This is a genomic window from Meiothermus granaticius NBRC 107808, from assembly GCF_003574355.1.
Lineage (GTDB): Bacteria > Deinococcota > Deinococci > Deinococcales > Thermaceae > Meiothermus > Meiothermus granaticius.
The window spans coordinates 54,730-79,796 of the sequence record NZ_QWLB01000005.1 but is presented as its reverse complement, the minus strand read 5'-3'; the positions used below and the strand labels follow the sequence as shown (position 1 = coordinate 79,796).

The window sequence follows — 25,067 nt, the reverse complement described above, 5'->3', positions numbered from 1 at the left end:
CGCTCCTCAAAGTCAGAGTAGACCGCCTGGAAAGCTGACTCCCTGCGGATTTTGCAGCAGTTGCCGCACGTGCGTGTGGTCATGCAGCCCCCCGCAATGCGGGCAGATGTGGCTCAGCCCAGAAGAAGTCGAAAGGAGCCTCCGCAGCTCCTCGCTTCGGGTAAGGCGCTCGAGCCGGGCGCTGTAGGGAAAAATCATCCGCTCCGCGCAGTGCAGGCAGCGCCCGCCCACCAGCGTCAGCCCCCAAAGCGCTCTGGGCGCGATCCCCAAGTCCTTGAAGTAGGCCCTGGCGAACCTCAGCACCGCCCGCCCGTAGGCCAGCTCGCCCCCCGACGCGGGCGTGCTCACCGCCTGCCACCGCGCCTGCACGGCCAGGGCCTGGTCGGTGTAGGCGGACGACTGCCTACCGCGCTCGCGGTCGTCCTTACGCCGCTCCTGGGCCAGCGCGTGGAGCTGCTGGCACTTGGGGCAGTGCTCGTCGGCCAGCTCTCGGCCCAGCGGGGTGAGGGGCTTGCCCTCGAGGATGTCCTCGGCGGCGAACTCGAACCACGGCACCCCGAGGGCGGCGGCCTTGGCCTCGGGCACCAGGTGGCGGAAGTAAACCTCGAAGCCCAGCCGCGCCTGTCCGCCGTGCGTCACCGCCACATCGAAGCGGAAGTCGCCGTGGGGCACCTCCTCCTCCACGGCATCCCAACCCGCCACCTCCTGAGCCCGCTCGAAGACGTGCCGCTCGCGGCAGATGCCGTCCACGCCGGGGCAGTGCTGCCGCCAGGTGAACCTCGAGTGGGCCTGTAGCTCCCGCTCCACCTGCTCGCGGAGGCGGGCCTTGGCGGCCTTATGGGTGGCGCTCTCGCCGCTACAGGTGCTCCTGGAGTCGGGGGCGTGGGCGAAGTGGGCTCGCTTCTTCCGGCCCCGCCGCAGGTAGACCGGCTCCCCGCAGACCAGGCAGCGGTAGGGTCGCCCCTGCGGGGCGGTGAGGGGGTGTACCACCCGACCCTCGGCGTCCTGGGCGAAGGGAACCGCGAACTCCTTGCTCACGACACCACCCTCGAGAACTCCGGGAGCTCGTCCTCGTCCGCCTTGGCCTGCCGGACGAAGACCAGGTGCCTGCGGGCGCGGGTCAGGGCCACGAACTGCACGCACTCTTCGCCCGCGACGGCGGCGGGGGTCTTGGCGTAGGCGGCCATCATCGCCTCGGAGTGGAGGATGAAGACTCGATCCGCCTCGTCACCCTTGGCCCGGTGGACGGTCGAGAACACAATTGGGTTCTGCTCCGCATCAAACAGGGCCAGGGTATGGCGCTCGAGTTCGGCGTAGGTCTTCAACCCCCGCTGGAGGCCGTCCTCTATGACTGCTCGGGCGGCGGCGTAGAGGTCGCGGCGAGCCTCCTCGAGCCGCGCCCGCATCTCCAGGTCGTGGCCCTGGGCGCGGATTCGCCCGATCTCCTCTGCTAGTAGAGCCTCGATGTGCGTGGCCAGCCCGGCAGGATTGGCCCGGCCCCGCCGCACGGCGGCCTTAGCAATCCTCAGAATCTCCTCGCCCAACTCCCGTCCCCGCACTGTGGCCCGCTGGCCCTGGCGTAGCATCTCTAAGCACCAGCGCACTAGCGGCGCGTTGTAGCGGCACAGCACAAGATCGCCCTGACGCAGCCACTTGGCCAGATGTCGGTCTTCGATCCAGTCCACCCGGCCCTCCGGCGCGTCGGGTGCCCACTCGATTTCGGGGGCGATCTGCCGGGCGAGGCGGACGTGGGTCTTGGGGCAGCGGTAGCAGACCGGCAGGGGGAGCATGGTGGCCTGGCTGCGCTCGACGATGCGCCCAATGGCATCGGCGTCCGCCCCAGCGAACCCGTAGATGCTCTGGCGCTCATCGCCCACATAGATGGCCCGGCCCCCCTCGGCCAGGGCGCTGAGGGTCAGCTCGAGCTGCGCTGGGCTGAGATCCTGGGCCTCGTCCACCAGCACGAAGTCGAACCGGGGCGGCGGGAGTTTGCGGCGCACCGGCAAGTAGAGCATGTCCTCGTAGCCCAGGCTCGGCTCGGGGCCGCGCACCGCCGCCGCGCCCACCCGAAGTACCTTGGGCACAGCCTGGTAGCACAGCCGCTCGAGGTCGAGGTCATCGGGCGGAGTCAGGTTGTACTGGATGGCCAGCTCCCGAACGGCCTCGAGGTCGGCGGGGTCGCAAAGGGTGTGCTGGGCGTAGCGCACCAAGTCCCGCAGGAAGACCTGGGCCTTGGTGAAGTCGTCCGCGCTCAGATCGCCCGAGGTCGCCCCCTGTCGGAGAGCCAGACCTGCCAAGCGAGCGTACTTGCCTGCCTCGGGGCGAATCCCGTCCAGCCACGGGTAAGCACTCTTCAGCGCCGACAGGCCGAGGGAGTGGATGGTCTGGGCCTTGACATGTTTGGGTAGGCGCTGCTGTAGTTCGTGGGCGATGTGCTTGTTGAAGGCGAGAAAGCGGGTACTGATGTCGGGCGGCAGAACCTTGGCGATCTCGACCAGGGTGGTGGTCTTGCCCGACCCGGCGGTAGCCTTGACTACCGCGTTGCCGCTGCCGTGGAGCACCCACTCGAGGATGTTCTGCTGGTAGGAGTTCAGGACAAGTGGGCGGGTCATGGGCGGGCTGCTCAGTTCGTCACCCAGCCCATGTGGACACTGGGGATTCAGGGCTGAGAAACAGCTCCACGATACCCACCTATGTTTGACAACGCTGTGGAGTTTGACCGTGAATCTCAAGCAGTCGGGAGGTTCTGCGACAGCGCCTCGCGGCACGGGCGACTTCCTTGCAAGCGCCGAGCCTTTTCGCGGCCTAAAACCTCTGTCAATTCCGAATCAGTCAGGGTGGCCAGTTGGGCGAGCCCCAGTATGCCTCGCTCCCTCAGCCACAACACTTCGCCACGGGTGAGCAAGCGCAGCTTGAGAAGCTCGAGAGAGTCATCCGGCAGACCATACTCTAGGCGCTGAAGCAGGCGCTCTAGCATGTTCTCTGGCAAGGAGATGTCTGGTCTGACGTGGGTAACGATGGCTGTCACCGGCCTAAGGTGGAAGCGGGTGCGGTCGGATAGCGAGCGCACGTCACCTGCTGCCACTCGAGCGAATGGGTTTATGTAGTAGCGGTTCTCGATTGTGCCCATCGGCTGACCCTCGATCCAGTCGAGAAGAACACACAAGGCTTTGCACCGCTTGTCGTAGGCTCCGTCCGCTCCGGCGAGTTTGGAGAGCAAATGGTGAATTTGGTTTCCCACCCGCTGAAACACCTCTCTCTTCCAGGCCCTGTCTTTTTCGTACTTAACGTTCGAGGGGAAAGCCGCTGCGTCCATCTCAGGCAACACCTGCGCCAAAGCTAGCAAATCAGCTACGGATAGCGACAGCGGCTGCATATCTCTAACGATGTTTAGAAGGCGCAGGATGCTGTTGTAGGAAAGCGAGGAGTTGGCCGCGATACCACCAAGGGCGCTGAGGGCAAGTTCGCCTCTGAAAGTTTCAACCAGACCGGCTTGCTCCATCTCCTTGACTAGCTCAGAGAGACGCAACTCGAGGTTCTTGGCCCAGTCCGGTCGGTTTCGGTTTAGCAGGTAGCCCCCATAGGTCTGGGATAACAGCGACAAGCCCTGCCTGAGCGACACCTTACCCACCTGGGCCAGCATCCGAAGAACCCAAGTCTCCAAATCGTTCGGATCGAAGGTGGAATGCATGGGTTCGGGATCTTGCATCACGTAGCGACTTAATAGCGTGTGAACCTGCATGTCGTGTTCGGCCAGAATGATCGCCCGCCCCTCGTCCTTTATCCCCAAACGGCCCGCACGGCCCGCCATATTCTTGACTTCGGCAACTCGAAAGGCCCGTCCGTCCTCGCCCATAAACTCGGTCTCGGCCAAGATGACGGTGGTGGCCGGGGTGTTGACCCCCGCCGCCAGGGTAGTTGTCGCAGTCATGACCCGAATCGGGCTATCCTTCTGGCGGAAGGCTGCCTCGATGATTGCTCGCTCCTCGCGCGACAGGTCTGAGGTGTGGAAGGCTGTTCCGCCTTGCAAACAGGCCCGCAGGCGCACGGATGCCTCGGACATATCGTCCTGAGGGAGGGCTTCAATGACTGACGAGGCCGGGGGAAGGCCCAAATCTTGACTAAGGTAATTGGCGGAACCCATCGCGCTGCCACGGACATTCCTAAAGACCAGTACTTGTTCTTTAGGGTCTTTGAGCAACTCTGAAAGCAGCGGCACCAGCACATCCTGAGCGCTGGATTTGCCGCCCCGCTGGATAATTCGATGCTGCTCAATAAGCTGCTGTTGCTTTGCCTGACCAGTCACGGGGTCTTTGTAGTAGTAGATGCCTCTTCGATCCAACACCCCTTCAACGAGCGGCACCGGGCGCTCAGAACTCACCAGTGCTGCCACACCCAGCCACTCGTGAAAGTGGTTGAGATCGCCGATCACCGCCGATAGCGCCACAAGTTGCAGTTGCGGCTCGAGTTCCCGACGGCTGCGGATCAGGCTCAGTATCAGCTCGACGACCACACCCCGCCCAGGGTCGGTCAGCATGTGAGCCTCGTCCAGCACGACCAAGCCCAAGTCGTTCAAGATTTTGGGGTTGTTCAGCGCGAGTCCCAGGAACATCTCGTAGGTCAGTACCGCCAAGTCGTACTTGCCCCTAATCAGAGACGCATCCTCATCTGCATAGTCTCCAGAGACCCGGCGCACCCTAAGCCCGAGGCTCTGCCCGTACGTGGCCTCGAACTGCTCGTACTTTTCGGCCACAAGCGCCCGAAGTGGCACCAGAAAGACGGCCTTCTTTCCTTGACTGACGGCCCTCGCCAAAGCCAGCTCGCCGATAAAGGTCTTCCCGCTCGAGGTGGGAGCAACCACCAAGAGCGAGTCCCCATCGAGCAAGCCGAAGTCGTTCACAGCCTGCACTTGCAGTGAGTTCAGGTTCGGGTACTGATCTTTCCAGCGATCAATGATGCTGGCTGGGAAGTTATAGGCCATCAGATCATCAAATGCCGCGCTGATCTTTCGGCGGATACGTGATGGGAAAAGGGTCTGGTATTGGGCTCCTGGCAAAAGCCTGGGCAGCAGAAGGCCACCGACAACCGCGCCCAGGATCACAGGTCTTTGCTGGTGACCTCGGCGGGCGGCCTCGGCGTGTACCTCCTCGGCAATCCGACTCACCAGGTCAAAGATGTTCACCGCCTCCTCTGAATCCATAAGGGTTTGGAAAAAGCTGCGGGTCAGAAGTCCGTGTCCCGCAACCTCCAGCGCCTCCTCGTCCTCGGCACAGGCGGCCAGGATGACTCGGCCTTCGCCAACCAAGCTCTGTATTCCAGGTTGAGATGCAAACGAGCGAACTCGAGCGTCCACGTGTACCACGCGAGCGGGCGCTCCGCCGCTGAAGCAGCAGTCGAGAATGAGCAGCAATTGTTTGGCCTGGCAGCTACGGAAAAGTTCAGCCAGACGGCTCATGGGGAGACAGGAGCCGGGGACATCAGCGAACATGGCGTCGTGAGGCACTAGGTGATGGGTATCCGAGCCGTGACCGGAGAAGCTCAGGATCACGGTATCGTCTGGTGCTGCCTCCAACAGGGTTCTCTCGAGTATTTCCTCAATGTTGACGAGGCTGGCCTTCTCGTCAATCAGTAGACGCGCATCAATGTCAGGTACGTTATCGCTGAAAAGTGCCCAGAGCGCCCTGGCATCCTGAGCCGCTCCAGTCAAGTCAGAAATGTCTGCATCTGCGTAACGATCTATCCCAATGAAGGCTGCACGTGTGGGCATAAGTATCAGTATAAGCTATTCTGCCAAAAACATAATTACCCCGTTTAGGGGTTAATCGGCGATGCCCCAGATTTTGAGGTTATGAGCGAGAATAGTAAGCGCCACACGAACTTCTAAGGCTCGTTTGGTTTGGTATTGGCCGAGGCGGATGTGGGCGTTGACCAGTTGAGAAAACACGGTTTCCACCCGTTTGCGGATCTTGGAATAGGGGGCTTTCCAGCCAGTGGCAGACCTTGAGTTCTTCTTGGGCGGGGTTACAAAATCATCTGAGAGGTAGGCTTTGTCTCCCAACTTGATCGGTTGACCCAAGACTTTGGCTACTTCGAGCAGGGACTGGGCTACTTTGTAATCGTGCTGATTGGCTGAACGAATGCAATAGAGGAAGATTTCACCTTTGGCTGATACAAAAGCATGGAGGCTGAACCCATAAAAAGCGCCCTGTTGGCTATACCCCTCCCAAGCCCCAACCACCTTACAACGCTGACGGCGTACCCATCTACAAGCCGGGATGGGCTGAGAGTCTACAATCACGTAGCGTCTAGGTCTTGTTTGGGGCATCAAAAGCAGTTGGAGTACCGGCAGGAGTTTGAACAACCGGGTGTAGGCTTGGGTGTAGCTGGGCAGATGCTCGAACATATCCCGCATCAACTGCCACCACAGCCAGGCGTAGGGGTGTTTGAAGTGAATCCTGGCCAAGTGCAACGCTAGTAGTTCAGCATCTCCCATCTTTTGGTTGCGCCACCAAGTTCGTGTGGGGAGTTTGCGGCTCAGCCAGCCTTTGACCTTGAAAAGATAGTAGCGGATTGAGGTATGATTTCTCTTGGGACGGCTCATATGCACCGTCCCTTTTCGCTTAATCCGGCCCCTTTGTCAAACCCCTAAACGGGGTAATTCTATCTATGCTGAAGAATTAATGGCTGAATTGCCTTAATGCATCAAGCTCCGCTGGTAATTTTACCAAGTTGTTTCCGTCTCAACGAATATCATCGTTAGTCAAAGAAGATGACATTTGACCCGGCAGGTATTTGACATGTCTACGAATCATCAGGCCACCGACTCCTACATCGCCTATGTGTTCCAGGGAATGTATGCGCTCATCGTGCTACTGGACGCTGGCGACGATGGGGCCGTGAGTGTCGAGACTGCTGACGACGTGGAACTCGTCTCGGCGGTTCAGCCTTCTCTCTATCAGCTAAAGCACTCGCTGGGAACCCCTCCCAAGCTGACGGAGAAAAGCGTCGGCCTTTGGAAAACACTTGGGATTTGGCTGGATAGTCCCTCAGTCACCCCGGCGACGCGGCTGGTGTTCGTAACTTGCGCGGAAATCCAGCCTGACAGCCCCCTGACCGCCCTCTGTATCTCTGATTCTGATCGCTCGAGCGTGCCGTCGCTGCTCGAGGCAGAGGCCAAACGGGTTGTTGGTGAAATAAGCGATGCCCGCAGAGCAGGCTCTTCGCCTCCCCACGCGGATCGGATGCGGCAGTGCGAATCGTTTTTACGCGTCTCGAGACAGGATCGGGAACGCCTGATCGGTCAGATCATCTTACAAGCGGAAAGCTTCGGTGCGGCGGAGATAGAAAGAGAGGTCGCTCGACGACTCGATAGCCTGGTCATCAAAAACATCAGACCATCGTTCTACCCGCGACTGATCGAGTGGTGGGACTTCCAGGTGACCAAAGCGCTCTTGGGCCAGCGGCCCAAGCTGATCGAGAAACAGGAGCTGTTGTCGAAATTTCATTCACTGATGAAAGAGTTGGATAGCGAAAGCCTGCCCAACGACTTTGGTGGGGTGGAGCCGCTGGAGAGCGACCTGTCCGGCGAGCTGGGCGGGCGCATGGAGCGGCAAATTCGACTCGTCAACGGAGGCCAGTCGCGGGTCTTGCGGGCGGCAAAGGCACGGTGGCAGGCCCGTAATCAGCGGGAGCGGTGGATGCGGGAGAATCTCGCCGTCGCAGCGGTGCTCATGCGGTTCGACGACCGCCTGGTGGGCGAGTGGGCCGATCAGCACGGCCCGATGTGTGACGATACCGCCGAGAAAAGTGATGACGAGAAACGCGAGGCTGGGAAAAAGGTTTTAGACTGGTCGCACAACACGGCTCCCGAACTGGTGGAACCTCCAAAGCCCTCTTGGAGTGATCCTTTCTTAACCCGTGGCTCCTACCAGCAGCTCGCGGAAGAGATGCGCGTGGGATGGCACCCTGAATTCTCCGATCATCCAAGTCTCCAGGAGGAGGGGGACTCATGAAAACCACCGACGTTTTCGCCGACACCAACCCAGCCCTCTGCTCCCTGATTCTCTACGCTTTCTCGTCGGCCTATTTGGAGCGCGATGGGCGTGGCCCAGAGCATCCCCTGATGTTTCTCCCTGTCCCCCTTACACTATCGCAGCAGTATGCCCAGACGTTCGACGGGACTAACTCCAGCACCGGACTGTATGCCTGGATAGCTCGGAAACCTGAGTTGCTCATCAGCCTAGCGGAAACCGTTCGTGCCGTTGCCCCATTCAGCCGAGAGGCGCTTTGCTTTGGGCTGTACCACGGCATGCTCACCCTATCTGACGAAGCTCGTATATTGCCCTCTACGAACTTCAAACTCACACCAGCTAGGCGGGGTCGCCTCGACCCTCAGGTCAGAGCAGTGTTGTCGTTGGCGAGCCGACTTGGCACTTGGGCGGCAGAGTCGGGCGGAACTAGGCAGGTCTATTACGCGCTGGGGATGACGGTATGAGACGCTGGAACCTTCGCAAGATCATCCTCTATAGCCACGACGACCGCCGTCGGGATGTTGACCTCGACCTCGAGAGCGTCAACATCATCACCGGCAAGTCCCACACGGGAAAGTCGGCCTTGGTCGAGATCATCAACTACGTCATGGGGGCGAGTGAGTGCCACATCCCCTCCTTCGTGCGCGATGCTACCTCCTGGACAGGGCTCCTGTGGGTACGGGACGAAACACAATTTCTGGTCTGTCGAAAAACTCCCACCGGTGCCCGTAAAGCGGACAACTCGGCGTACTTTGACGTGGGCAGCGAGCTCGAGATACCCGCCGGTCAGTCGGGTCTGTACCGAAAAGCCGACATTGACACCGCCCTTCATCAATTCGAGCGCCTGCTAGGAATACCCGAGGTGGAGGTTGACCCCTACTCCCCTGCCAGACCGAAGGAGCCCATCACCGTTAGGCACGTGATGCCCTACCTGCTCCAGGACGACTCCACCATCATTGACAAGGGTAAGCTCTTTTGGAGCAGCGACGAGCAGGACGAGAAACGGGTTGCCATAATCAACCGACTCCCCTTCTTTCTGGGCGTTTACGACCCTGCCACCATAGAACTCGAGGGCGAGTTGCGCCGCCTCCGCCGCGACCTCGCCATCCGAGAGAAGCAGGCTCTCGAGGCCCAGCAAATCGCTGGTCGGGAGGTCAGTCGGGCGCAAGCACTCCTGGCTGAAGCCCAGACCGTCGGGCTGATCGAGGCATCTCAGGCTGAAACCGATTTGGCAGGGATTATCGGCCTTTTGAGGGCGGCGAACACCTGGGAGTCCACAGAGCCGTCGGATCGGGGTGAGGGCCAGAACAGCAACCTCTCGACGCTCTACGACCGAAAGTTTGAGCTGGAAACCCAAGCGAGTGAGTTGCGGAGCCGCCTCAACTCCGCTGAACAACTGGGCAGTATTCGGCAGCGCTTTGGCGAGAATGCGATTTCACAGAGGAATCGCCTGGCTGCTGTCGAGATTGTCCCCACCCAGGCTAGCCTCGTCGCGTGCCCGACCTGCGCCCAGCCCCTCGAGCGGGTCTCGGAGTCCGTCCAATCCGTTCGGAAGGTCTACGAGCGAGTCCAGAGGGAGCTGGGCGATGTGGAACGGCAACGACCACTGGTGGCTCGAGCCTCGGAGGAGGTCAGAGAACAGTTGTCAGCCGTCCGCCTCGAACTCGAGCGCACCAAGCAACAGATTCGGGCTATAGTCCAGGAGGATGAGCAGGCCCGTCAGCGCCTCGATCTAGACCAGCGACGCTACCGAGTCATCGGACGCATCAGCCTTTACCTAGATACCGTTGCTGATGTGGAGGTGACGACTAACCAGGACGAGGAGGTCGCGGGTCTGCGGTCAAGAGTTGCCGAGTTGGAAGAGCAGCTCAGTAGCCAGACCAAGGCCGAGCTACTTCAGGAGAAGCGCCTCTTAATCTCGGGCATCGCCACGGAGATATTGCAGCATCTGCCGTTCGACGAGCGCTATCGCGGCGGGAGCGTTGACTTCAACCCCAAGGATCTTTCGGTCGGAGTTATCACCTCCAAGCGCCGCGAGAGCATGCGCAACATCGGCTCCGACGAGAACTACCTAAGCCTCCACCTTTCCGTGATGCTGGCTCTTCACCGCCTGTTCACCGACCTTGAGTCGCCCGTGCCCGGCCTTTTGGTGCTCGACCAACTGAGCCGTCCCTACTTCCCAGAGGACACCGAGGAGGTCGAGGTCATTTCACAGGATCGTGTATCTCTGAAGCGCTACTTCGATCTTCTATTCAGCGAGGTCGCCGAACAGGAGTCACTTCAGATTTTGGTGCTCGAGCACGCCTACTTTACCGATGACGAGGCGTTCAAGAACGCCACCAAAGAGCGCTGGATTGAGGGTAGACCTTTCTTAGTCCCTGCCGACTGGCCCGACGAACCCGTTTCCTGAAGGTACGTAAGGGTCATTTCACCCGCGAATCAATACAGGCTAAAGACTCAGCTTCCCCGCGATCTCCTTGACCGCCCTCGAGATGCACCCCAGCGACAGCTCCAAGGCCTTGGGGTTCCCGCCCCAGCTCAGGATGTAGTCGCGGTGGGCCTCGGTCTTGAGCCCGTAGAAGCGCCCCAGCACCGCCGCTACCGCCTCGGCCTCCGCCTCCACTCGAGTCTTGTCCGCCTTATACTCACAGCCCTCATAGTGCAGCAGGGCGTGCGCCCACTCGTGGAAGAACACCAACAACCGCCGCTCGTTGCTCAGCCGGGGGTGGAGAAAAATCCCCTTGCCGTCGGTCAGCCCGTCCTGTCGGGCCTCGAAGGGCAGCAGGTAGAGCGGCAGCGGGCAGGCTCTTGCGATTTCGGCCAGCACCTCGGGGGTGACCGCGCCCTCCACCTCGTAGGGCTCGGGCAGCGGGTCGCCCTCGGTCTGGCTCTGGTCGAAGACCACCGTGGGGTGGAAGCCCACCAGTTGCTCGCGGGTTTCGGTGTAGACCTTGCCGGTCTCGGGGTCTCTGACCTCGAGTTCCACCTTAGCCAAGCTAGGAGCCAGGATATGGATGCCCTTCTCGCCTTTCTTGACTCTGCGCCCCAACTGGTTCCAGCGCTTCAATCCCGCCACGCGGGTGGCCTTGGGGCATTGGAGGGTGATCAGCATCTGGTTGCGCACCGAGTAGTGGTGGAAGCGGCCCATCACCTCCAGGTAGTCGAGGAAGTGCTGGGTGTGCCCCTCGGCCAGGCTCTGGGCCAGTTCATTGACGTAGGTCTGGGTCTGCTCGAGCAGCCGCTCGGAAGCACTCAGGGGCTTATCCACACCCTTGTCCACAGTTTGGGTTGAGTAGTCTTGCGTCATCACTTCACCTCCGCCCCTGCGGGGCCGACGGCGCTCTTCGTCGGGTCAATGGAAAAGCCGAGGGCGGTCGCCCACCCCCGGCTAGCGGTCAGTTCGTCAGGCCGGGCTCAGGCCGCCTCGAGTTCCTCCCCCTGCGCCTCCTCGGCCACCGGGGGCATCTGCTGCACGCCCGCCGAATGACTTTGGAACTGCAACTCTTCGGGCAGCGGCTGCTCGGGCTTGACCTTGGCCAGTTCCAGGAGCGTCCCCACCGCCTCCTTGCGGCTCGAGAAGGGGATGTGGGCGTAGGCTGGGTCGAAGTCGCCCACTATTCCTGCCACCCGCTCCTTGCTGAAGGACTGCCAGAACTCGGGCGGCACGTCCTTCCAGGCGAGCTGCGCCCCCAGGTGCTGGGCCAGCCCCACCGCCAGGTGCGAGTCGCGGGTGGTGGGCTGGTAGCTGTAGCGCTCGTTCCAACTGCCGATGCGCCCCGCCAGCAGGGCCACGAAGAGCGCCTCGAGTTCCCCCCTGGGCAGTTCCGCCAGCGCCTTGAACACCGCCAGCGCGTCGCCGCTCACGCCCAACTCGAGGCCGCCCTCGCCCATGCGGGTCTGGGGCAGCCTGGACACGAACCGTTCCTGGACGGCCCGCGCGGCGGGGTCGAGCAGCCCCTTGTCGTCGGAGGAGCGCTCCCGCGAGTCGTGCAGATAGACCTCACGCTCGCCCAGCAGCCCCAGCACCGCCAGGGCCAGCGCGGCGTGGATGCCGCCCTGCCCGCCCAGGAGCGCCCGCTGCAAGGCCAGGCTCTTGAGGTTCTTGGCCTGGGCCGCGCCCTTGCGGGTCAGGGGCGGGCGGGGCCTAGGTTCCTCGCCGCCTCCCACCCCTGACCCTGCACCACGGGGGCCGGGCATGGACACAGTAGGCGGGGTGGGCTGGCTGGACACCACCCCCTCAAGCACCTCCACCTTGAGGGTGTTGGGGTGGACGTTGACCACCGCCCCGCCCTTGCCCTCCCCCTCGGTGGGCGCACGGAACGCCCAGCGGGGCAGGCCGTGCTGCTGCAAGAGCGTCACCGGGTCGAAGCCCTGGGCCTCGAGCTTGGCCTTGATCAGCGCCACCGCCTCGAGCTGTAGCCTGCGCGCCTGGGCCTGGTCGGCGAAGTGGGCCTCGGCATCGCCGAAGAGGTCTTCCACGATGGCCCCCTCGTACTGGCTCAGGGTGAACACCGCGTTGCCCACCGTGAGCACCGAGTGGCGCAGGCTCAGCCGCAGCGCGTCGGGGTCGAAGTCCTCGCCCCAGTTCTCCAGCAGCGCGACCTGATCCTCGGGGTCCACCAGGGTCAGGGTCTGGGCCTGCTCAAGGGTCAGCCCGTCTTCGCGCAACAACTCTTTAACCTGCGGATGCAGCCGCTCGGCCAGGGTGATGCGCTGGCGGATCAGCCGCTCGCTGAAGCCCGTCTGGAGGGCCAGGTCGGCCACGCTGATGCCCTTCTGCACCAGTTCGTAGAAGGCCTCGGCCTCCTCCAGGGGCTCCATGTCCTCGCGGAAGAGGTTCTCGATCAGGCCCAGCCGGGCGGCCTCTGCGTCGTCCAGCTTGCGGATTTCCACCGGCACCTGGTAGTCCTTGGCGATCTGTCCCGCCTTGAGCAGCATTTGGAGTGCTTTATAGCGGCGACCCCCGAAGACCACCTCATAGCCCTTCCTGGCGGGGCGCACCAGCAGGTTTTGCAGAACGCCTACCGCCTTGATTGAATCGGCCATCTCGGCGATGGCATCAGGCTTGTAGGTCTTGCGTACGTTAGGGCCGAGTTTGAGTTGCGAGAGTTTTACGGTTGACATTTATCCTCCTTTAGTTGCTGCGTTGTGGCCAGACCTGTTCCCATGCCGTGTAGGCCAGATCGGGGCCAAAAACCTTTGAGAGCAGTTCCCTTGCAGGCTCCCATTCCTGGGCGGTTCCGTCGCTGCTGATCCGCACGGCTGAGCCGAAGTGCTGTTGCAGCAAGAGCAGCGAGCCAGTCACCGCCAGGTCATAGGGTTTGCGGGCGGTCTTACAGAAGCTGAAAAAATGCCCGTTCAGGTCGAGAGTCTCCCAAGGAGCAGGACAGTAAACCCGCTCGACCGCGAAGGTTTCATGGTCGAGTTCTTCGGCTGCATCACCGTTGAAGGCCACCTCTTGTTCGCTCAGGGTGGGAGCGCCGTTGCCCCAAGCCCCACACACCACCAGGAGCCGTTGGCTATAGAATCCACCCGCTCCATTGGTGCGGAGCGGCAGGTGGTGCAGCAACACCCCCACATCATGGACGAAGCGGCGGAAGGTCTCGAGTTTGAGCTGTCTTGGTCTGCGCCAATAGTGCGTATAGCCCATCTTCACCTCCAAAATGAGTGAGACCGGGAATTCCGGTCTCGGTTGGGAGGCATGAACGGTTTTGTCACGCCTCGGCTGTGTTGTTGGTTGGCTTTAACGTGTCTGCCCCTCTCACCTCCTTACCCATCGGGGCCGGGCGTGGGAGAGATGGTCAGGACATTCAGGTATCGAGGTCGGTCGTCCACCCGGCTACCCGTTTTTTGCAGGCGCGAAGTGCAGTCAATGCTAACTGTAGAACAGCCTTATACATAACCTTACATTCAATGTAATATTTGTGTGTGGTTGATGCTCAACGAAAACACCAGCTCTTTACCTTGGCCGATCAACAGGCTGGGTATTTCACGGCGGCCTAGGCCAGGGAACTGGGGTATTCGGATCGGTTGATCCATCACCACAAGACCTATGGGAATTGGCTCGAAGCCGGTTGGGGACTCTACCGGCTGCATGATTACCCCTCCATGCCCGAAGAAGACTTGGTACGGCTGTACCTGTGGAGTAGGGATAAACAGGGTGAACCACAAGCAGTGGTCTCCCACGACACTGCTCTGGCCCTATATGGGTTGAGCGATTTGAGGCCCAGCCGATACCATTTGAGCGTGCCGCCAAGTTTTCGTAAGACCCCGCCTCCAGGGGTGGTTTTGCACAAAGCAAGGCTCGAGCCCTCCGAAGTAGATTGGTGCGGCAGTTACCGCATTACCGTTCCGCTGCGCACCCTGCTGGATGCAGCCCAAAGTGGGGTCAGCCCAGAACACATCGTTGAGGCTACACGACAGGCCCTCGAGCGCGGCTTGGTTCGCAGGCAGGTGTTGAAGCAAGCTATTCAGGGTCTGAGCGAGGCCCAACAACTTGGCTTTCGTGTAGCCTTGGAGGAAGCGTGAAGTACCGAACCCTCGCGGCTTTCCGCCAAGCCCTGGATGCCAAACTGCGTGAATTGGCGCAACAGCACTATAAAAGCCCGGAGCGTAAATCTCCGGGTTCGGGAAGGTGACAGCTAGCCCCCTAAGATGTCCTATCTTCCACAATACATCAATCCGCCCAGGCGAACGCCTCGGTTTGGAACCACTCGAGCCCCGTCTTCGGGTCGCGGTACACGGCACGACCGCGATCCACCAACCGGGTGGTCTGAGGTTCCTGCGGGAAGTGGGCCGACTCCCAAGGGTTTCCCTGGTCGGCTTCCCGCTCGAAGACGAACTCCCGGCCTGCGAGCAGCCCCCGCAGCCACTCCAGCGCCTCAGCGGGCTTTGGATCAGGGCGGTTCCACCAGCGGGTGTCGCCCTGCCAGCCCTTGAAGACCGGGGCCTGCTTCAGCCGCAGCACCCGCCCGTCGCTGAGTCTTAGCTCGCGGACTTTGGATACGAAACGTGGCTGAAGGGCTCGTCTGGCTGCCCGATGCCATGGCCGGCCCCACCCCGGTCTCGGCCCTAATCCACGCCGCCACCATGGTCACGGCGGGGGTATACCTGTTGGCCCGCAGCAGTCCGTTATTGGTGGGTGAGCCCGCAGTTGCCAGCGTTATCGTCTTTGTGGGCACATTGACCGCGCTGTATGGAGCCTTCTGTGCCCTGGGTCAGTGGGATATCAAACGCATCGTGGCCTATACCACCATCTCCACCCTGGGATACATGATGGTGGCGCTCGGGGTTGGAGCCTACGGGGCAGCTTTGGCCTTGTTGTTGGCCCACGCCTTCTACAAGGCCCTGCTGTTCCTCACCTCCGGCTCGGTGATCCACGCGCTTGGAGGTGTACAGGATGTGCGCAGGATGGGGGGTCTGCGTAAGCGGCTGCCCGTCACCCATCTCCACGGTCTGGTGGGTGCGTTGGCGATGGGGGGTGCCCCGCTGCTCTCGGGGTTCTGGGCCAAGGAGGCCATCTTGACGGCCAGCCTGGCCTCGCCTCAGGGGGGTGTCCTGCTCTACATCATGGTCTTGTTTACGGCCCTGGTCACGGCCTTTTATTCGGCCCGCTGGTATGTGCTGGTGTTTGGGGGAACCTACCGGGGATCAGCCCCGGTTCATGAGCCGCCCGCCCTGATGCGCTGGCCCAACCACCTGTTGGCGCTGGGTGCGCTCTTGATGGGTTACCTGGCCCTGCCCCAACCGCTGCCCAACGGGCTGGCGAGCTTTCTAGCTGGGACTTTGGCACCGCTGGAGTTTTCCGAGCCGTCACTGGCCCTGGAGTGGTCGTTGATTGCGCTGTCGGCACTGGTGGCCCTGGTTGGGCTTTATGCGGGCTACCGCTTCTTCCAGCGCCCAACCTTGCCGGAGGACTACCGCGACTTGGAAGAAATAGCCGAGCAGGGCTTTTATATCAATCAATTCTATGATGCGGCATTCTCCAGACCCCTCCAGGTGCTGGCCAGCCGGCTCCTGGCCGGTGATCGAGCCCTGCTGGGGGGGTATATCGCTTACGGGCGCACGATGATTTGGGCTGGTTGGTGGCTTGCCCGTACACAAAGCGGTTTCTTGCGCCTCTACGCTGTCGCTTTCTTCCTGGGTGTGGTCTTGTTGCTCTGGTGGGGATTGCTTCGCTAGGTTCTGGAGGTGTTGAGTGATCCGAAGACGCGTTGCCGCAACTCACCCCCCGTTTGGGCTGGTGCTGGCCGGAGGGGGAAGCCGGGGGCTGGCCCACGCCGGGGTGCTCCGGGCGCTCGAGCACTACGGCTACCGGCCTAGCGCCATCGTGGGGGTCTCGATGGGGGCTATCGTGGGGGCCACTTACGGCCTCAATCCCGACTGGTATCAAGCGCTTCTGCACATGGACACCACCGGCTTCCCTGAGCCACCCGCGCCGCGCTCCCTGGCTCTGGGTGAACGGCTGCGTTCGCTCAAGGCTTATCAGAAGGTGGCCTGGAGCGTACTCACCGCCTGGGGGCCGGGGCAACGGGCCTTGCCCTATGGGATGGTCTTGCTCGAGCGGCTCACCCTGGGGCGCGACCTCGAGGACTCCGCCCTCCCGGTAGCCGCCGTGGCGACGGACTTGGTCTCGGGGGAGCGGGTGGTCATGCAAGAGGGCAGAGCCGCCGATGCGCTCTATGCCAGTGCTGCCCTGGCCGGGGTGTTGCCCCCTTTGGAGCGGGAGGGCCGCCTGTTGGCCGACGGGGCCTATGCCGATGTGGCCCCCATTGACGTGGTAAAGGCACTGGGGGCTGCGGTGGTGATCGCGGTGCAGCCCAGCCCACCGCAGATGCCCAGCCGAACCGTGCGCAACGGGGTTCAGGCCATGATCCGGGCGCTGGAAATCTGCCACCACCAGCACTCCCACCTGCGTTTTGCTCAGGCCGATCTGGTTCTGGAACCGCGGTTTCCCTGGCCCATAGACACCCTCGACTTCGGTCACAAGGCGATCTGTGTGGCCGCTGGCATACAGGTGGTGCGGGCGGCGCTGCCGCGCCTGCGCGGACTGCTTGGAACCAACACCGTTTCGGCCTGATTCCCATGCGCCCCTCCCGCACTGCTCTCCTGAACCGCTACCGCGAGATCACCGCCGCCCTGACCCGCCATGGGCTGGGCTACCTGGTGATGGAACTGGGTCTGGGGCGCTACCTGCCCTTCAACCGGGGCCTGCTGCGGCACCGCCCGCGTGAGGCTCCCTACACCCGCGCCGATCACCTGCGTCTGGCGCTGGAAGACCTCGGCCCTACCTTCGTCAAGCTGGGGCAGGTGCTCTCCACCCGGCCCGACCTGGTGCCCCCCGACTGGTCGGTGGAATTTGCCAAGCTCCAGGAGCGGGTTCCGCCAGTGCCCTGGAATCAGGTCTGGCTCAAGCTGGCCCGCGAGCTGGGCCGCCCGCCCGAGGAGATCTTCGCCCAGATCGAACCCCAGCCGCTGGCGGCGGCCTCCATCGGGCAGGTTCACCGGGGGGTGCTGTATAGCGGCGAGGTGGTGGTGGTGAAGGTGCAGCGCCCTGGCGTGTACCGTCAGGTGCAGCTCGACCTCGAGGTGCTGCGCTCGCTGGCCCGGATGGCCCAGCGCCGCCTCGCGGCCTACGACCCGCTGGGCCTGGTGGAGGAGTTCGCCCGCACCATCCTGGACGAGTTGGATTACACCAAGGAGCGCCGTAACCTCGAGCGCTACGCCCAAAACCTGGCCGACACCGAGGGGGTGCGGATACCCAGGGTCTACCCCCAGGCTTCGGGCCGCGAGGTACTCACCTTGGAATACATCGAAGGGGTACGGGTGGACGACCTGGCCGGAGTTCAGGGTTATGGCCTGGATCCCGCCCAACTGGCGGGCCGGATGGCCCGGCTGCTCTTCCGCTCGGCCTTCGGCTGGGGCTTCTTCCACGCTGATCCTCACCCCGGCAACTTCCGGGTCACCCCGCAGGGGGAACTGGTGCTATTGGACTTCGGCATGGTGGGCCATCTGAGCCGCCCGGAGCGGGGAAGGTTGTTGGAACTGGTGCTCGCGGTGGTGGACAGCGACGCGGTCCGAGCCGCCGACCGCCTGGCCGAGCTGGGCGTACCCATCGCCCCCGGCCAGGCCACGGCCTTTCGCCACGACCTCGAGCGCCTGTTGTACCAGTACATCGAGCTTCCCATCGGGCAGATGCCGATGGGGGACATCCTGGGGCGCTTTCTGGAGATCGTGCGAGCCTACCAGCTGCACTTGCCCGCTCACCTCTCGATTCTCGCCAAGACCATCATGATGGCCGAAGGGGTGGGGGTGCAGCTTGACCCTAACTTTCACCTGGCTCCACTGGTCAAGCCCCTGTTCCAGCGGATCTTCTTGGAACGCCTGCAGCCCAAACAAGTCCAGGGCCGCCTGCGGGAGGGAGCCCTGGACTTGCTGGCCTTGCTGGAAGAGGGCCCGGCGGGGCTGCGCCGCTTGCTGGATCGGGTCGAGCGGGGGGAACTCGAGCTGAGGATACGCTCCGACCAGGAGTTCTTGCAGGAAATGCGTGGCATCGCCAACGGTCTGCGGCTTTCGGCCTTGACCATTGCCCTGATTCTGGCCCTGGCCGGCCTGATGATGGCCTACCACCCGCCGGGGTGGGAGCGCTGGGCAGGGTGGGTGTTCGGCGTGGGGCTGGCGGGAGTGCTGGGGTTGGGTGGATATCTGCTGCTGGTCTCCTGGCGCAAGGAGCGGCCCTAGCGCCACCACAATTGCCACTGGATATCGGCCCACAGCAGGTTGAGTGGGTTGCGTGGGTTGAGGGCTAAAACCAGCACACTACCCTGGCCCTGGCGCAGCCAGCCGGAGCCTGCCCTGCGCCACAGTCCCGCAATCCCGCCGGCCCACAGGCTGCCATCCGAAGCGACTACTAGCGTGGTAATCTCCGTCTCCGGGCTGCTCAAGGGGGTAAAGCGGTTTCCGCTGTCGTAGCTGACCCATAGCCCCACCCCCATTCCGCTCAGATAGAGTTCGCTGCCAGCCCCCACGGCCAGCGCGTGAACCATGGTGGTGCCGCTGGGGTCGGGTGGGGGTAGCCCCTGGGCCGGGAGTTTGCGCCAGGTCTGGCCGCCATCGCTGCTGCCGAAGAGTCTCTGGTTCATGTCCCAGGCGAAGTGCTGCCGGGGGTTCTTGGGGTTCAGGGTATAGGCTTCGAGGTTGGCGGGCAAGCCCTTGGGCTTGAGCAGGCGCAACGAACCCTCACCCCGCCACTCCGCCAACACCCCGTGCCCGGCCACCAGCACCCGGTTTCCCCCGAGCACCAGGCTCAAGGCTTCAAAATCGGTTTTTTTATAGAGGTCGCCCCAACTTCGCCCCCCGTCGGTCGAAATTCTGACCCCGTCGTGGTGGCCCAGCAGTATCCGCCCATCTGGCAGCCACAACAGCGAATGGATGCCCCGCCCACCGGCCTGCACCAGCGAAACCGGCTGGGCCAGGGCCAGGCTCAGGAAGATAAGCAAGGCCAGGTAGCGCATCAGCGGGGGTGAGCCTCCGGGGTCATTGGGTTTAGGCGTAGTCCCTCGATCGGCTTTCTCGCCAACCGCCACAGCATCCAGATGGCCAACCCGATGAGCGGTAGGGTGAAGATCTGGGTGGCGGTGAGGAGGCCCACCCCAAGGCTGGTATTCTGGTACACCTTGACCCATAGCGGATTGAGCCGGAAGGGTTCCTCGAACACCCAGCGCAGCAGGCTATACCACAGCACGAACTGCCAGAAGGCATAGCCATAGGGCCTTCCTGGGCGCAGCCAGAACCACACCGCTCCCAACAGCACCAGCCCGATCATCGCACCGTAGATCTGGGTCAGGTGTACCGGCCCCATCACCACCGCGCCGGCACAGCCCCCGTAGGCCAGGTCGAAGGTGCTGGTGCAGATACCGGGGAAGCCCGAGCCGGGCGGGAAGGTGTAGCCGATGGGCAGGGTGGTGAGCTGCCCGGCGCTGTCCCAGGCACTCAAGAAATTGCCGATGCGCCCACCGATGATGCCCAGCGCCACCCCCGGCAGGGTGGCCTCGAGGTAGGGGTAAAAGGGCAAACCGTGGCGCTGGTGGTAATACCAGAAGGCCAGCAGCCCCCCGATCATCCCGCCGTGGAAGGAAAGCCCCCCGCGCCAGACCTCGAGGATGCTCATGGGGTTGACGAGGAAGGCCTGGGGGCTGGTGACCACATAGAGCGCGCGCGCCCCCACCACTCCCCACAACAACGCCCAGAACACCGCCTGCTCGAAGCCCTGGGGGTCCTGGCCCCAGCGCCGCAGCAGGCGCTTGGCGATCTCGATGCCAACAAAAATAGCCAACACGATCAGAATGCCGTGCCAGCTTATGGATAAAGGGCCGAGGTGAATGGAACCGGGTTGCATGGGCCACCTTTCAAAACCTTTACAGCCCGAAGGCTTGGGATCAGGCTACAAGGTTCCTGTTAAGCCTGCGTAAAGCGGTAAACCAGGCCCTAGGCCCTGCCCAGGGGGCCGCCTACAACAAGGGGAAACAGGAAGGCGCCAAAGCGGAGTGTCGCGACGTTCCTTGGGCTGGGCAGGCGGACTCTGGCTGAGGGGCTCGAGGCCCTTTTGATGTTCAAGCTGGTTGATATCGGATATTGCGCAAGACAACCGGAATCACTCCTATGCCTATGAAAGGTGTCTCCCGCTACAGCGTTTCATCAAACCAATCACATACGATTTTCGCTTCATCCCTGGGGTGAGTAAGGGTGAGCGAGGGGTGATTGATGACCAAAGTCCCAGGAAGTGGCGAGGGAAATCGCCCGCACGGTCTGCTGATCGTGCCAACTGATCGATAAAGGGCCCAGTTTGATCCCGGTAGCGTCCATGGTGATCCTCCTTAGCTTCTCGAGTTCCTGTTTGGCAACCCAAGAGTCAGAGTGAGCCTAAGGCTTCCAGGTTAAGCTCTGATAAAGGCTGCAGAAAACGCTTTAGCGAGTCTTGCCACGGTATAGCCCGACCAGCAGCAACAGCCCGGCCACGGCTACGGCCCAGTCCCCCAGACGGGTGTAGAGCGTGGTGCGGGATTCTTGCTTGAAAGGAGCCAGCAAGAACCCCGGCTGTTTGCGGGGGATCCGCGCTACCACCCGGCCCAAGGGATCGATGGAGGCGCTCACCCCGTCATTGCCCGCCCGCAAGAGCCAGCGCCCGTTCTCGACGGCCCGCAGCCGGCCCATCTGGAAGTGTTGCAGCCCACCAAAGCTGGGACCAAACCAAGCATCGTTGGAGACATTGATCAGTACCCTGGCCCCGGCACGGGTCTGGATCCGGGCCACACTGGGAAAGATCGACTCATAGCAGATGTAAGCGCCATAGTCCCCGACTGTGCGGAGGGCGGTTCCCGGTTGGGTGTCGCTCAAATTGCTCAGCCCAAACGCCTGGAAGAACAGCGCGTAGACTCCACCCAGCAGGGGCCGCCAGGGGAAGAACTCGCCAAAGGGAACCAGGCGGCTCTTGTCATAGCTGGCAATGGGGCGGCCATTTTCAAACAGGGCCACCCGGTTGCGGTAGCCCCCCTCGTAGGCCGCGATCCCGCTCACCAAGGGGCGACCCAGCAGGGCGGCCTCCGGAGTAACTCGCTGCACCGCGGTCTCGGGCCAAACCACCAGATCCACCTCGGGGTGAGCCGCCAATCCAGTGCGGGTGAGTTGAAAGTAGCGCTCCTCGGCCGAGACCCCCTGAAGCTTTTGCAAGGGATTGATGGCCCCTTGCACGATCAGGGCCTCTTGATCTGGGGTGGCCTGCGGCAGCAGCCATAGCCATAGGGCAGCCCAGAGAGCCAGCACCCAGTACTGCCGGCGGCTCAGCCCATAGGCCACCCCTAGTACCAGCAGCGACAGCAAATAAACCCCGCCCGTGGCTGCCAGCATGCGCCCCGGGGCCTCGACCAGGGCATACCCCAGCAAACCCCAGGGGAAGGCCAGGGTGCCCAGGTTGGTGAGGTACTCCAGCAGCACCCATCCGCCCAGACGAGCCAGGGGACGGTTCGCTGTTAACCCGAACAGCAATCCCCAACTCAGGGCTTTGATCAGGATCAAGGGGACGAAGGGCAGCGCACCAAGCCAGGTGCCAAAGAGCTGGGTAAAGCTCTGCGGCAGCCAGATCAAGTGGAGGGTCCAGAAAGCCAATCCGGCCAAGAACCCCGCCCAGAAGCCCCCCTGGTTGAGCAGGAGGATCAGGGGTAAGGGAGCCAAGAAGCCGGTCGGGAGAGGAGGTAGGGTCAGGGCCAGGGCCAAGCCAGCGGGAAAAGGCAGCCAGGGTTTATTCGACACCCGAGGAGCTTAGAGGGTTTGTGTTCAGGCTGTGTTAAGCCCCTGAGGTTTATTCAATCTTTACACAAAAGGTGCAAGCTGCCAGGGCATGGACGCATTCAAGCTGGGGCCTTTTCTGGTGCCGGTGGCCAGGTTGCTGGTGATCCTAAGCTTGCTCGGGTTGGGTTTTGCTTCCGACTGGGTGGCTCGTAGGGCGGGCCAGCACCTCGCAGTTTGGGGTTCCAATGTGGGGCTGGTTGGGTTGGCGGTGGCCCGCATCGGTTTCGTGATGACCCATTTCTCCGACTTTGTCCGTGACCCACTGAATATTCTCTATGTCTGGCAGGGCGGCTTTGACCCGACCTGGGGGTTATTGGGGGGCCTGGCCTACACCCTCTGGCTCTTCCGCCACGAGCGCTACCTCATCCGCTTGACCCTGATTCCGCTGGCTGTGGCGGCAGGGGTGTGGTTCGGTGGTAACTGGGTAATCAAGATGGCCCAAGGCGATTCACACCAGCAAATAGCCGAGTTGCCTGCTCTGACCCTGTACCGCCTGGAAGATGGCAGCGCGGTGTCGCTCGCGGCCTTCAAGGGTCGGCCGGTGGCGGTTAACGTCTGGGCAACCTGGTGTCCCCCCTGCCGCCGCGAAATGCCCTTACTGGCCGAGGTAGCCAGGCAAACCCCGGGGGTGGAGTTTTTATTCGCTGACCAGGGCGAGGGACCCCAAACCATCGGGGCTTACCTCAGCGGCTTGAAGTTTATGATGGGTGGTGCGGTGCTGCTCGACCCTCAGCAGGCCATGAGCCGTACCCAGAAGGTGGTGGGTTTGCCAACCACCTTTTTCTATGATGCCCAGGGCAAGCTGATGAGCCGCCAAGTGGGGGAACTCTCCCGTGCGATGTTGAGTGCGCATCTGAGCCGTATCCGTTGAAGCGGTCTTCGCCGGGCAGCCCTGCAGGGCTGCCCCGATTGATCTGGGGAGCAGTTGCCAATGAAACTCAAACCACAACCCACAAATCATGATCACCGCTTCGTGCTTCAAGTGGTACAGCCGGGCCTGCTGGGGCTAATGGACGGTTCGGTCCTGGCTCAGCTTAGGCTTCTACCATACAGGCCGGTTGGGGGGAAAGGAGGATTATATGCATGCCCATGACCACACTCAGGCAGGCTCGACCATGCAAGGAATGCAAGAAGCCGTGCGGGCAGCACTCAATTGCCACGCGGTCTGTGCCCAGACGCTTCAACACTGTATTTAGAAGGGTGGAAGGCACGTTGAGCCAGGCCATTTGACTATCCTCCAGGACTGCATCCAGATCTGTACCACCAGTGCAGATTTTATGCTGTGCATTTCGCCCAGCCACGCCCGAGTCTGCGAGTCCTGTACCCAAAGCCATGAACAGGTGAATGATGACCCACAGATACAGAACTGCATTGAGGCTTGCCGCAGATGCGTAGAGGAATGCCGGGCAATGGCGAGGGCGGCATGAAAGCCAGGGTTGGTGTCATTTCATACTATGGTTTCTGGCCTGCTTCTGATGGTGTTGCTAGGGGCCAGTACCAGCAATGCCGTTCTTGATGATGCCCCGCCTATGGCGATGATGGGAGATGAGGGGTTAAAGTCGCTCCAGGCCAAAACCGGCCAGGCCTTCGATGATGATGCCAATCCCGATGCTGCAGAACGGGCAAGGTGATGCAGGACTCCGCGCTCTCGATCGAGTAGGCTAAGGCTGCTATCCACCGTTCCAATCCAGGTCAGGCCTTTCTTGAACGGATGATTCCCCACCGCCGGACCATCGAGATGTCCCAACTGGCCCTCAGGAGAGCCACCCGGCAAGAACTCAAGGGCTTTGCTCAAAATGTGATATCCGCACAAGGCAGGGGGGGTGAATAGTAGCGTACTTGGCTCAGGCTTGGTATGGGGTGGACATACCCTAATGGCAGTCTCACAAAGCATGAATCAGCCCCGCCCAGAGCGGGGCTGACCGGTGTACGTCGAGTCATTTAAGCGAGGCTAGTTTAAGGCGCATCCGGTAGATTTCCTGGGCCTGCGTTGAAGCAATGTCGGCGGCCAGTTTGACGATTAGCGGGTTTTGGGCTTTCTGCAGGGCCATAGTGGCCATCTCAATGGCCAAGGCATGGTGGCCAATCATGCTGATCAGGAACGTCTTGTCGGGACTGGCGGTGCTGGACTGCATGCCTGGCATGCTAGAGCCCATGCCTGGGGAACCCATTCCCATGCTATCAGAACCCATTCTCTGGGTCATCATGCGCTGGGCCGCCAGGTTGGTTCCGCCCAGGGCACCCAGAAGTTGCCGCATTTGGCTGATCTCCCGCTCTTGGGTTTGGATAATGTTGTTGGCCCAGGTGCGAATTTGGGGATCCTGGGTCTGGTTGAGGATCCCGCGTGCCATTTCTACCGCTGCCCGGTGATGGGGAATCATCATGGACAAGAAGGCTTGCTCAAAGGGGGCACCTTCCAGCATCATCAAGCCCTGGCCCATCATCCCCATCCCACCCTGGCCCATCATCTGCATCATCTGCATCATGGTCATGCCCTGCCCAGGTCCCGACATCATCCCCGTAGGCATGCCCTGTGGGTTCGTGCTGGGGGCTTGCACGGTTGGAAGGGTTTTGGGACTGCTAGGGGTCTGGTTCTGGTCATGATGGGGGTCGGCCTGGGCCAGGGCCACGCTAAGGGTCAGGAAACCTGCGGTCAAGAGGGCTATGAGCTTTGGGTTGGACATATCTTTC

The 25,067-nt window shown here is 61.9% G+C and carries 22 protein-coding genes and 1 pseudogene; 11 read left to right on the top strand and 12 right to left on the bottom strand.

Annotated elements, in window-relative coordinates; all coding sequences use genetic code 11:
• Positions 1-12 precede the first annotated feature (12 nt).
• From Mgrana_RS02955 to Mgrana_RS02940, 4 genes are all read right to left on the bottom strand, one after another.
• Positions 13-1,038 carry a competence protein CoiA family protein gene (locus Mgrana_RS02955; protein ID WP_170146385.1) on the bottom strand — a complete coding sequence of 342 codons (1,026 nt, stop codon included), beginning with the start codon at positions 1,036-1,038 and terminating at the stop codon, positions 13-15.
• The gene (locus Mgrana_RS02950) at positions 1,035-2,612 is read right to left on the bottom strand and encodes a UvrD-helicase domain-containing protein (protein ID WP_119356111.1); all 1,578 of its coding nucleotides are present in this window, start codon (positions 2,610-2,612) and stop codon (positions 1,035-1,037) included. Before Mgrana_RS02950 ends, Mgrana_RS02955 begins: the two co-directional genes overlap by 4 nt.
• 116 nt (positions 2,613-2,728) lie before the next feature.
• Positions 2,729-5,767 (bottom strand): DEAD/DEAH box helicase, encoded by a 3,039-nt coding sequence (locus Mgrana_RS02945; protein WP_119356110.1) that lies wholly within the window; start codon positions 5,765-5,767, stop codon positions 2,729-2,731.
• A gap of 51 nt (positions 5,768-5,818) precedes the next feature.
• Positions 5,819-6,601, bottom strand: a complete 783-nt coding sequence (locus tag Mgrana_RS02940; protein WP_119356109.1) for an IS982 family transposase — start codon at positions 6,599-6,601, stop codon at positions 5,819-5,821.
• A 175-nt stretch (positions 6,602-6,776) separates the two neighbouring features.
• On the opposite strand from Mgrana_RS02940, the gene Mgrana_RS02935 reads away from it, so the two are divergent.
• From Mgrana_RS02935 to Mgrana_RS02925, 3 genes are read left to right on the top strand one after another with little or no spacing between them, the layout of a single operon-like run.
• Positions 6,777-8,012, top strand: a complete 1,236-nt coding sequence (locus Mgrana_RS02935) for an ABC-three component system protein (protein WP_147021103.1) — start codon at positions 6,777-6,779, stop codon at positions 8,010-8,012.
• Positions 8,009-8,494 carry a three component ABC system middle component gene (locus Mgrana_RS17335; protein ID WP_119356107.1) on the top strand — a complete coding sequence of 162 codons (486 nt, stop codon included), beginning with the start codon at positions 8,009-8,011 and terminating at the stop codon, positions 8,492-8,494. Before Mgrana_RS02935 ends, Mgrana_RS17335 begins: the two co-directional genes overlap by 4 nt.
• On the top strand, positions 8,491-10,440 hold the full coding sequence (locus Mgrana_RS02925; RefSeq protein ID WP_119356106.1) for a DUF3732 domain-containing protein: 1,950 nt from the start codon (positions 8,491-8,493) through the stop codon (positions 10,438-10,440). The genes Mgrana_RS17335 and Mgrana_RS02925 overlap by 4 nt, the downstream gene beginning before the upstream one ends.
• A gap of 39 nt (positions 10,441-10,479) precedes the next feature.
• Here the strand turns inward: Mgrana_RS02925 and Mgrana_RS02920 are convergent, their stop codons facing one another.
• The 3 genes from Mgrana_RS02920 to Mgrana_RS02910 all read right to left on the bottom strand — a co-directional run bounded on the left by Mgrana_RS02920 (position 10,480) and on the right by Mgrana_RS02910 (position 13,680).
• The gene (locus Mgrana_RS02920; protein ID WP_119356105.1) at positions 10,480-11,337 is read right to left on the bottom strand and encodes an ArdC-like ssDNA-binding domain-containing protein; all 858 of its coding nucleotides are present in this window, start codon (positions 11,335-11,337) and stop codon (positions 10,480-10,482) included.
• 107 nt (positions 11,338-11,444) lie between these two features.
• A complete protein-coding gene (locus Mgrana_RS02915; RefSeq protein WP_119356104.1) occupies positions 11,445-13,154 on the bottom strand; it encodes a ParB/RepB/Spo0J family partition protein in 1,710 nt (569 codons plus the stop codon).
• A 10-nt stretch (positions 13,155-13,164) separates the two neighbouring features.
• The gene (locus Mgrana_RS02910; protein WP_119356103.1) at positions 13,165-13,680 is read right to left on the bottom strand and encodes a hypothetical protein; all 516 of its coding nucleotides are present in this window, start codon (positions 13,678-13,680) and stop codon (positions 13,165-13,167) included.
• Between the two features lie 596 nt (positions 13,681-14,276).
• Between Mgrana_RS02910 and Mgrana_RS02900 the strand changes: the two genes are divergently transcribed.
• Entirely contained in the window at positions 14,277-14,558 is a 282-nt protein-coding gene (locus Mgrana_RS02900) for a hypothetical protein (protein ID WP_147021102.1), read from the top strand.
• 148 nt (positions 14,559-14,706) lie between these two features.
• Here Mgrana_RS02900 and Mgrana_RS02895 read toward each other — a convergent pair whose 3' ends face one another.
• Positions 14,707-14,997, bottom strand: a complete 291-nt coding sequence (locus Mgrana_RS02895) for a hypothetical protein (protein ID WP_119356100.1) — start codon at positions 14,995-14,997, stop codon at positions 14,707-14,709.
• A 56-nt stretch (positions 14,998-15,053) separates the two neighbouring features.
• Here Mgrana_RS02895 and Mgrana_RS02890 point away from each other — a divergent pair.
• The 3 genes and pseudogenes from Mgrana_RS02890 to Mgrana_RS02880 all read left to right on the top strand — a co-directional run.
• Positions 15,054-16,211 (top strand): annotated as a pseudogene (locus Mgrana_RS02890) (NADH-quinone oxidoreductase subunit 5 family protein); the annotation flags it as partial.
• Between the two features lie 16 nt (positions 16,212-16,227).
• Positions 16,228-17,109, top strand: a complete 882-nt coding sequence (locus tag Mgrana_RS02885) for a patatin-like phospholipase family protein (protein WP_119356099.1) — start codon at positions 16,228-16,230, stop codon at positions 17,107-17,109.
• A 5-nt stretch (positions 17,110-17,114) separates the two neighbouring features.
• Positions 17,115-18,770: an ABC1 kinase family protein gene (locus Mgrana_RS02880; RefSeq protein WP_119356098.1), complete on the top strand. Its 1,656-nt coding sequence runs from the start codon at positions 17,115-17,117 to the stop codon at positions 18,768-18,770.
• Here Mgrana_RS02880 and Mgrana_RS02875 read toward each other — a convergent pair.
• The 3 genes from Mgrana_RS02875 to lnt all read right to left on the bottom strand — a co-directional run bounded on the left by Mgrana_RS02875 (position 18,767) and on the right by lnt (position 22,337).
• Positions 18,767-19,543, bottom strand: a complete 777-nt coding sequence (locus tag Mgrana_RS02875) for a beta propeller repeat protein (RefSeq protein ID WP_119356097.1) — start codon at positions 19,541-19,543, stop codon at positions 18,767-18,769. The genes Mgrana_RS02880 and Mgrana_RS02875 overlap by 4 nt on opposite strands.
• Positions 19,543-20,427, bottom strand: coding sequence for a prolipoprotein diacylglyceryl transferase (locus tag Mgrana_RS02870; protein WP_119356096.1), 885 nt, complete (start codon positions 20,425-20,427; stop codon positions 19,543-19,545). Before Mgrana_RS02870 ends, Mgrana_RS02875 begins: the two co-directional genes overlap by 1 nt.
• 569 nt (positions 20,428-20,996) lie before the next feature.
• Entirely contained in the window at positions 20,997-22,337 is a 1,341-nt protein-coding gene (gene lnt / locus Mgrana_RS02865) for an apolipoprotein N-acyltransferase (RefSeq protein ID WP_240631225.1), read from the bottom strand.
• Between the two features lie 88 nt (positions 22,338-22,425).
• On the opposite strand from lnt, the gene Mgrana_RS02860 reads away from it, so the two are divergent.
• The 4 genes from Mgrana_RS02860 to Mgrana_RS17325 all read left to right on the top strand — a co-directional run bounded on the left by Mgrana_RS02860 (position 22,426) and on the right by Mgrana_RS17325 (position 24,207).
• Positions 22,426-23,247, top strand: a complete 822-nt coding sequence (locus Mgrana_RS02860) for a TlpA disulfide reductase family protein (protein WP_119356095.1) — start codon at positions 22,426-22,428, stop codon at positions 23,245-23,247.
• Positions 23,248-23,602: 355 nt separating this feature from the next.
• On the top strand, positions 23,603-23,803 hold the full coding sequence (locus Mgrana_RS17330; RefSeq protein ID WP_476738583.1) for a four-helix bundle copper-binding protein: 201 nt from the start codon (positions 23,603-23,605) through the stop codon (positions 23,801-23,803).
• Between the two features lie 27 nt (positions 23,804-23,830).
• Positions 23,831-24,007 (top strand): hypothetical protein, encoded by a 177-nt coding sequence (locus tag Mgrana_RS16780; RefSeq protein ID WP_170146384.1) that lies wholly within the window; start codon positions 23,831-23,833, stop codon positions 24,005-24,007.
• Between the two features lie 41 nt (positions 24,008-24,048).
• Positions 24,049-24,207 (top strand): DUF305 domain-containing protein, encoded by a 159-nt coding sequence (locus tag Mgrana_RS17325; RefSeq protein ID WP_371862056.1) that lies wholly within the window; start codon positions 24,049-24,051, stop codon positions 24,205-24,207.
• A gap of 106 nt (positions 24,208-24,313) precedes the next feature.
• Here the strand turns inward: Mgrana_RS17325 and Mgrana_RS02845 are convergent, their stop codons facing one another.
• On the bottom strand, positions 24,314-25,060 hold the full coding sequence (locus Mgrana_RS02845) for a DUF305 domain-containing protein (protein ID WP_119356093.1): 747 nt from the start codon (positions 25,058-25,060) through the stop codon (positions 24,314-24,316).
• Between the last annotated feature and the right edge of the window lie 7 nt (positions 25,061-25,067).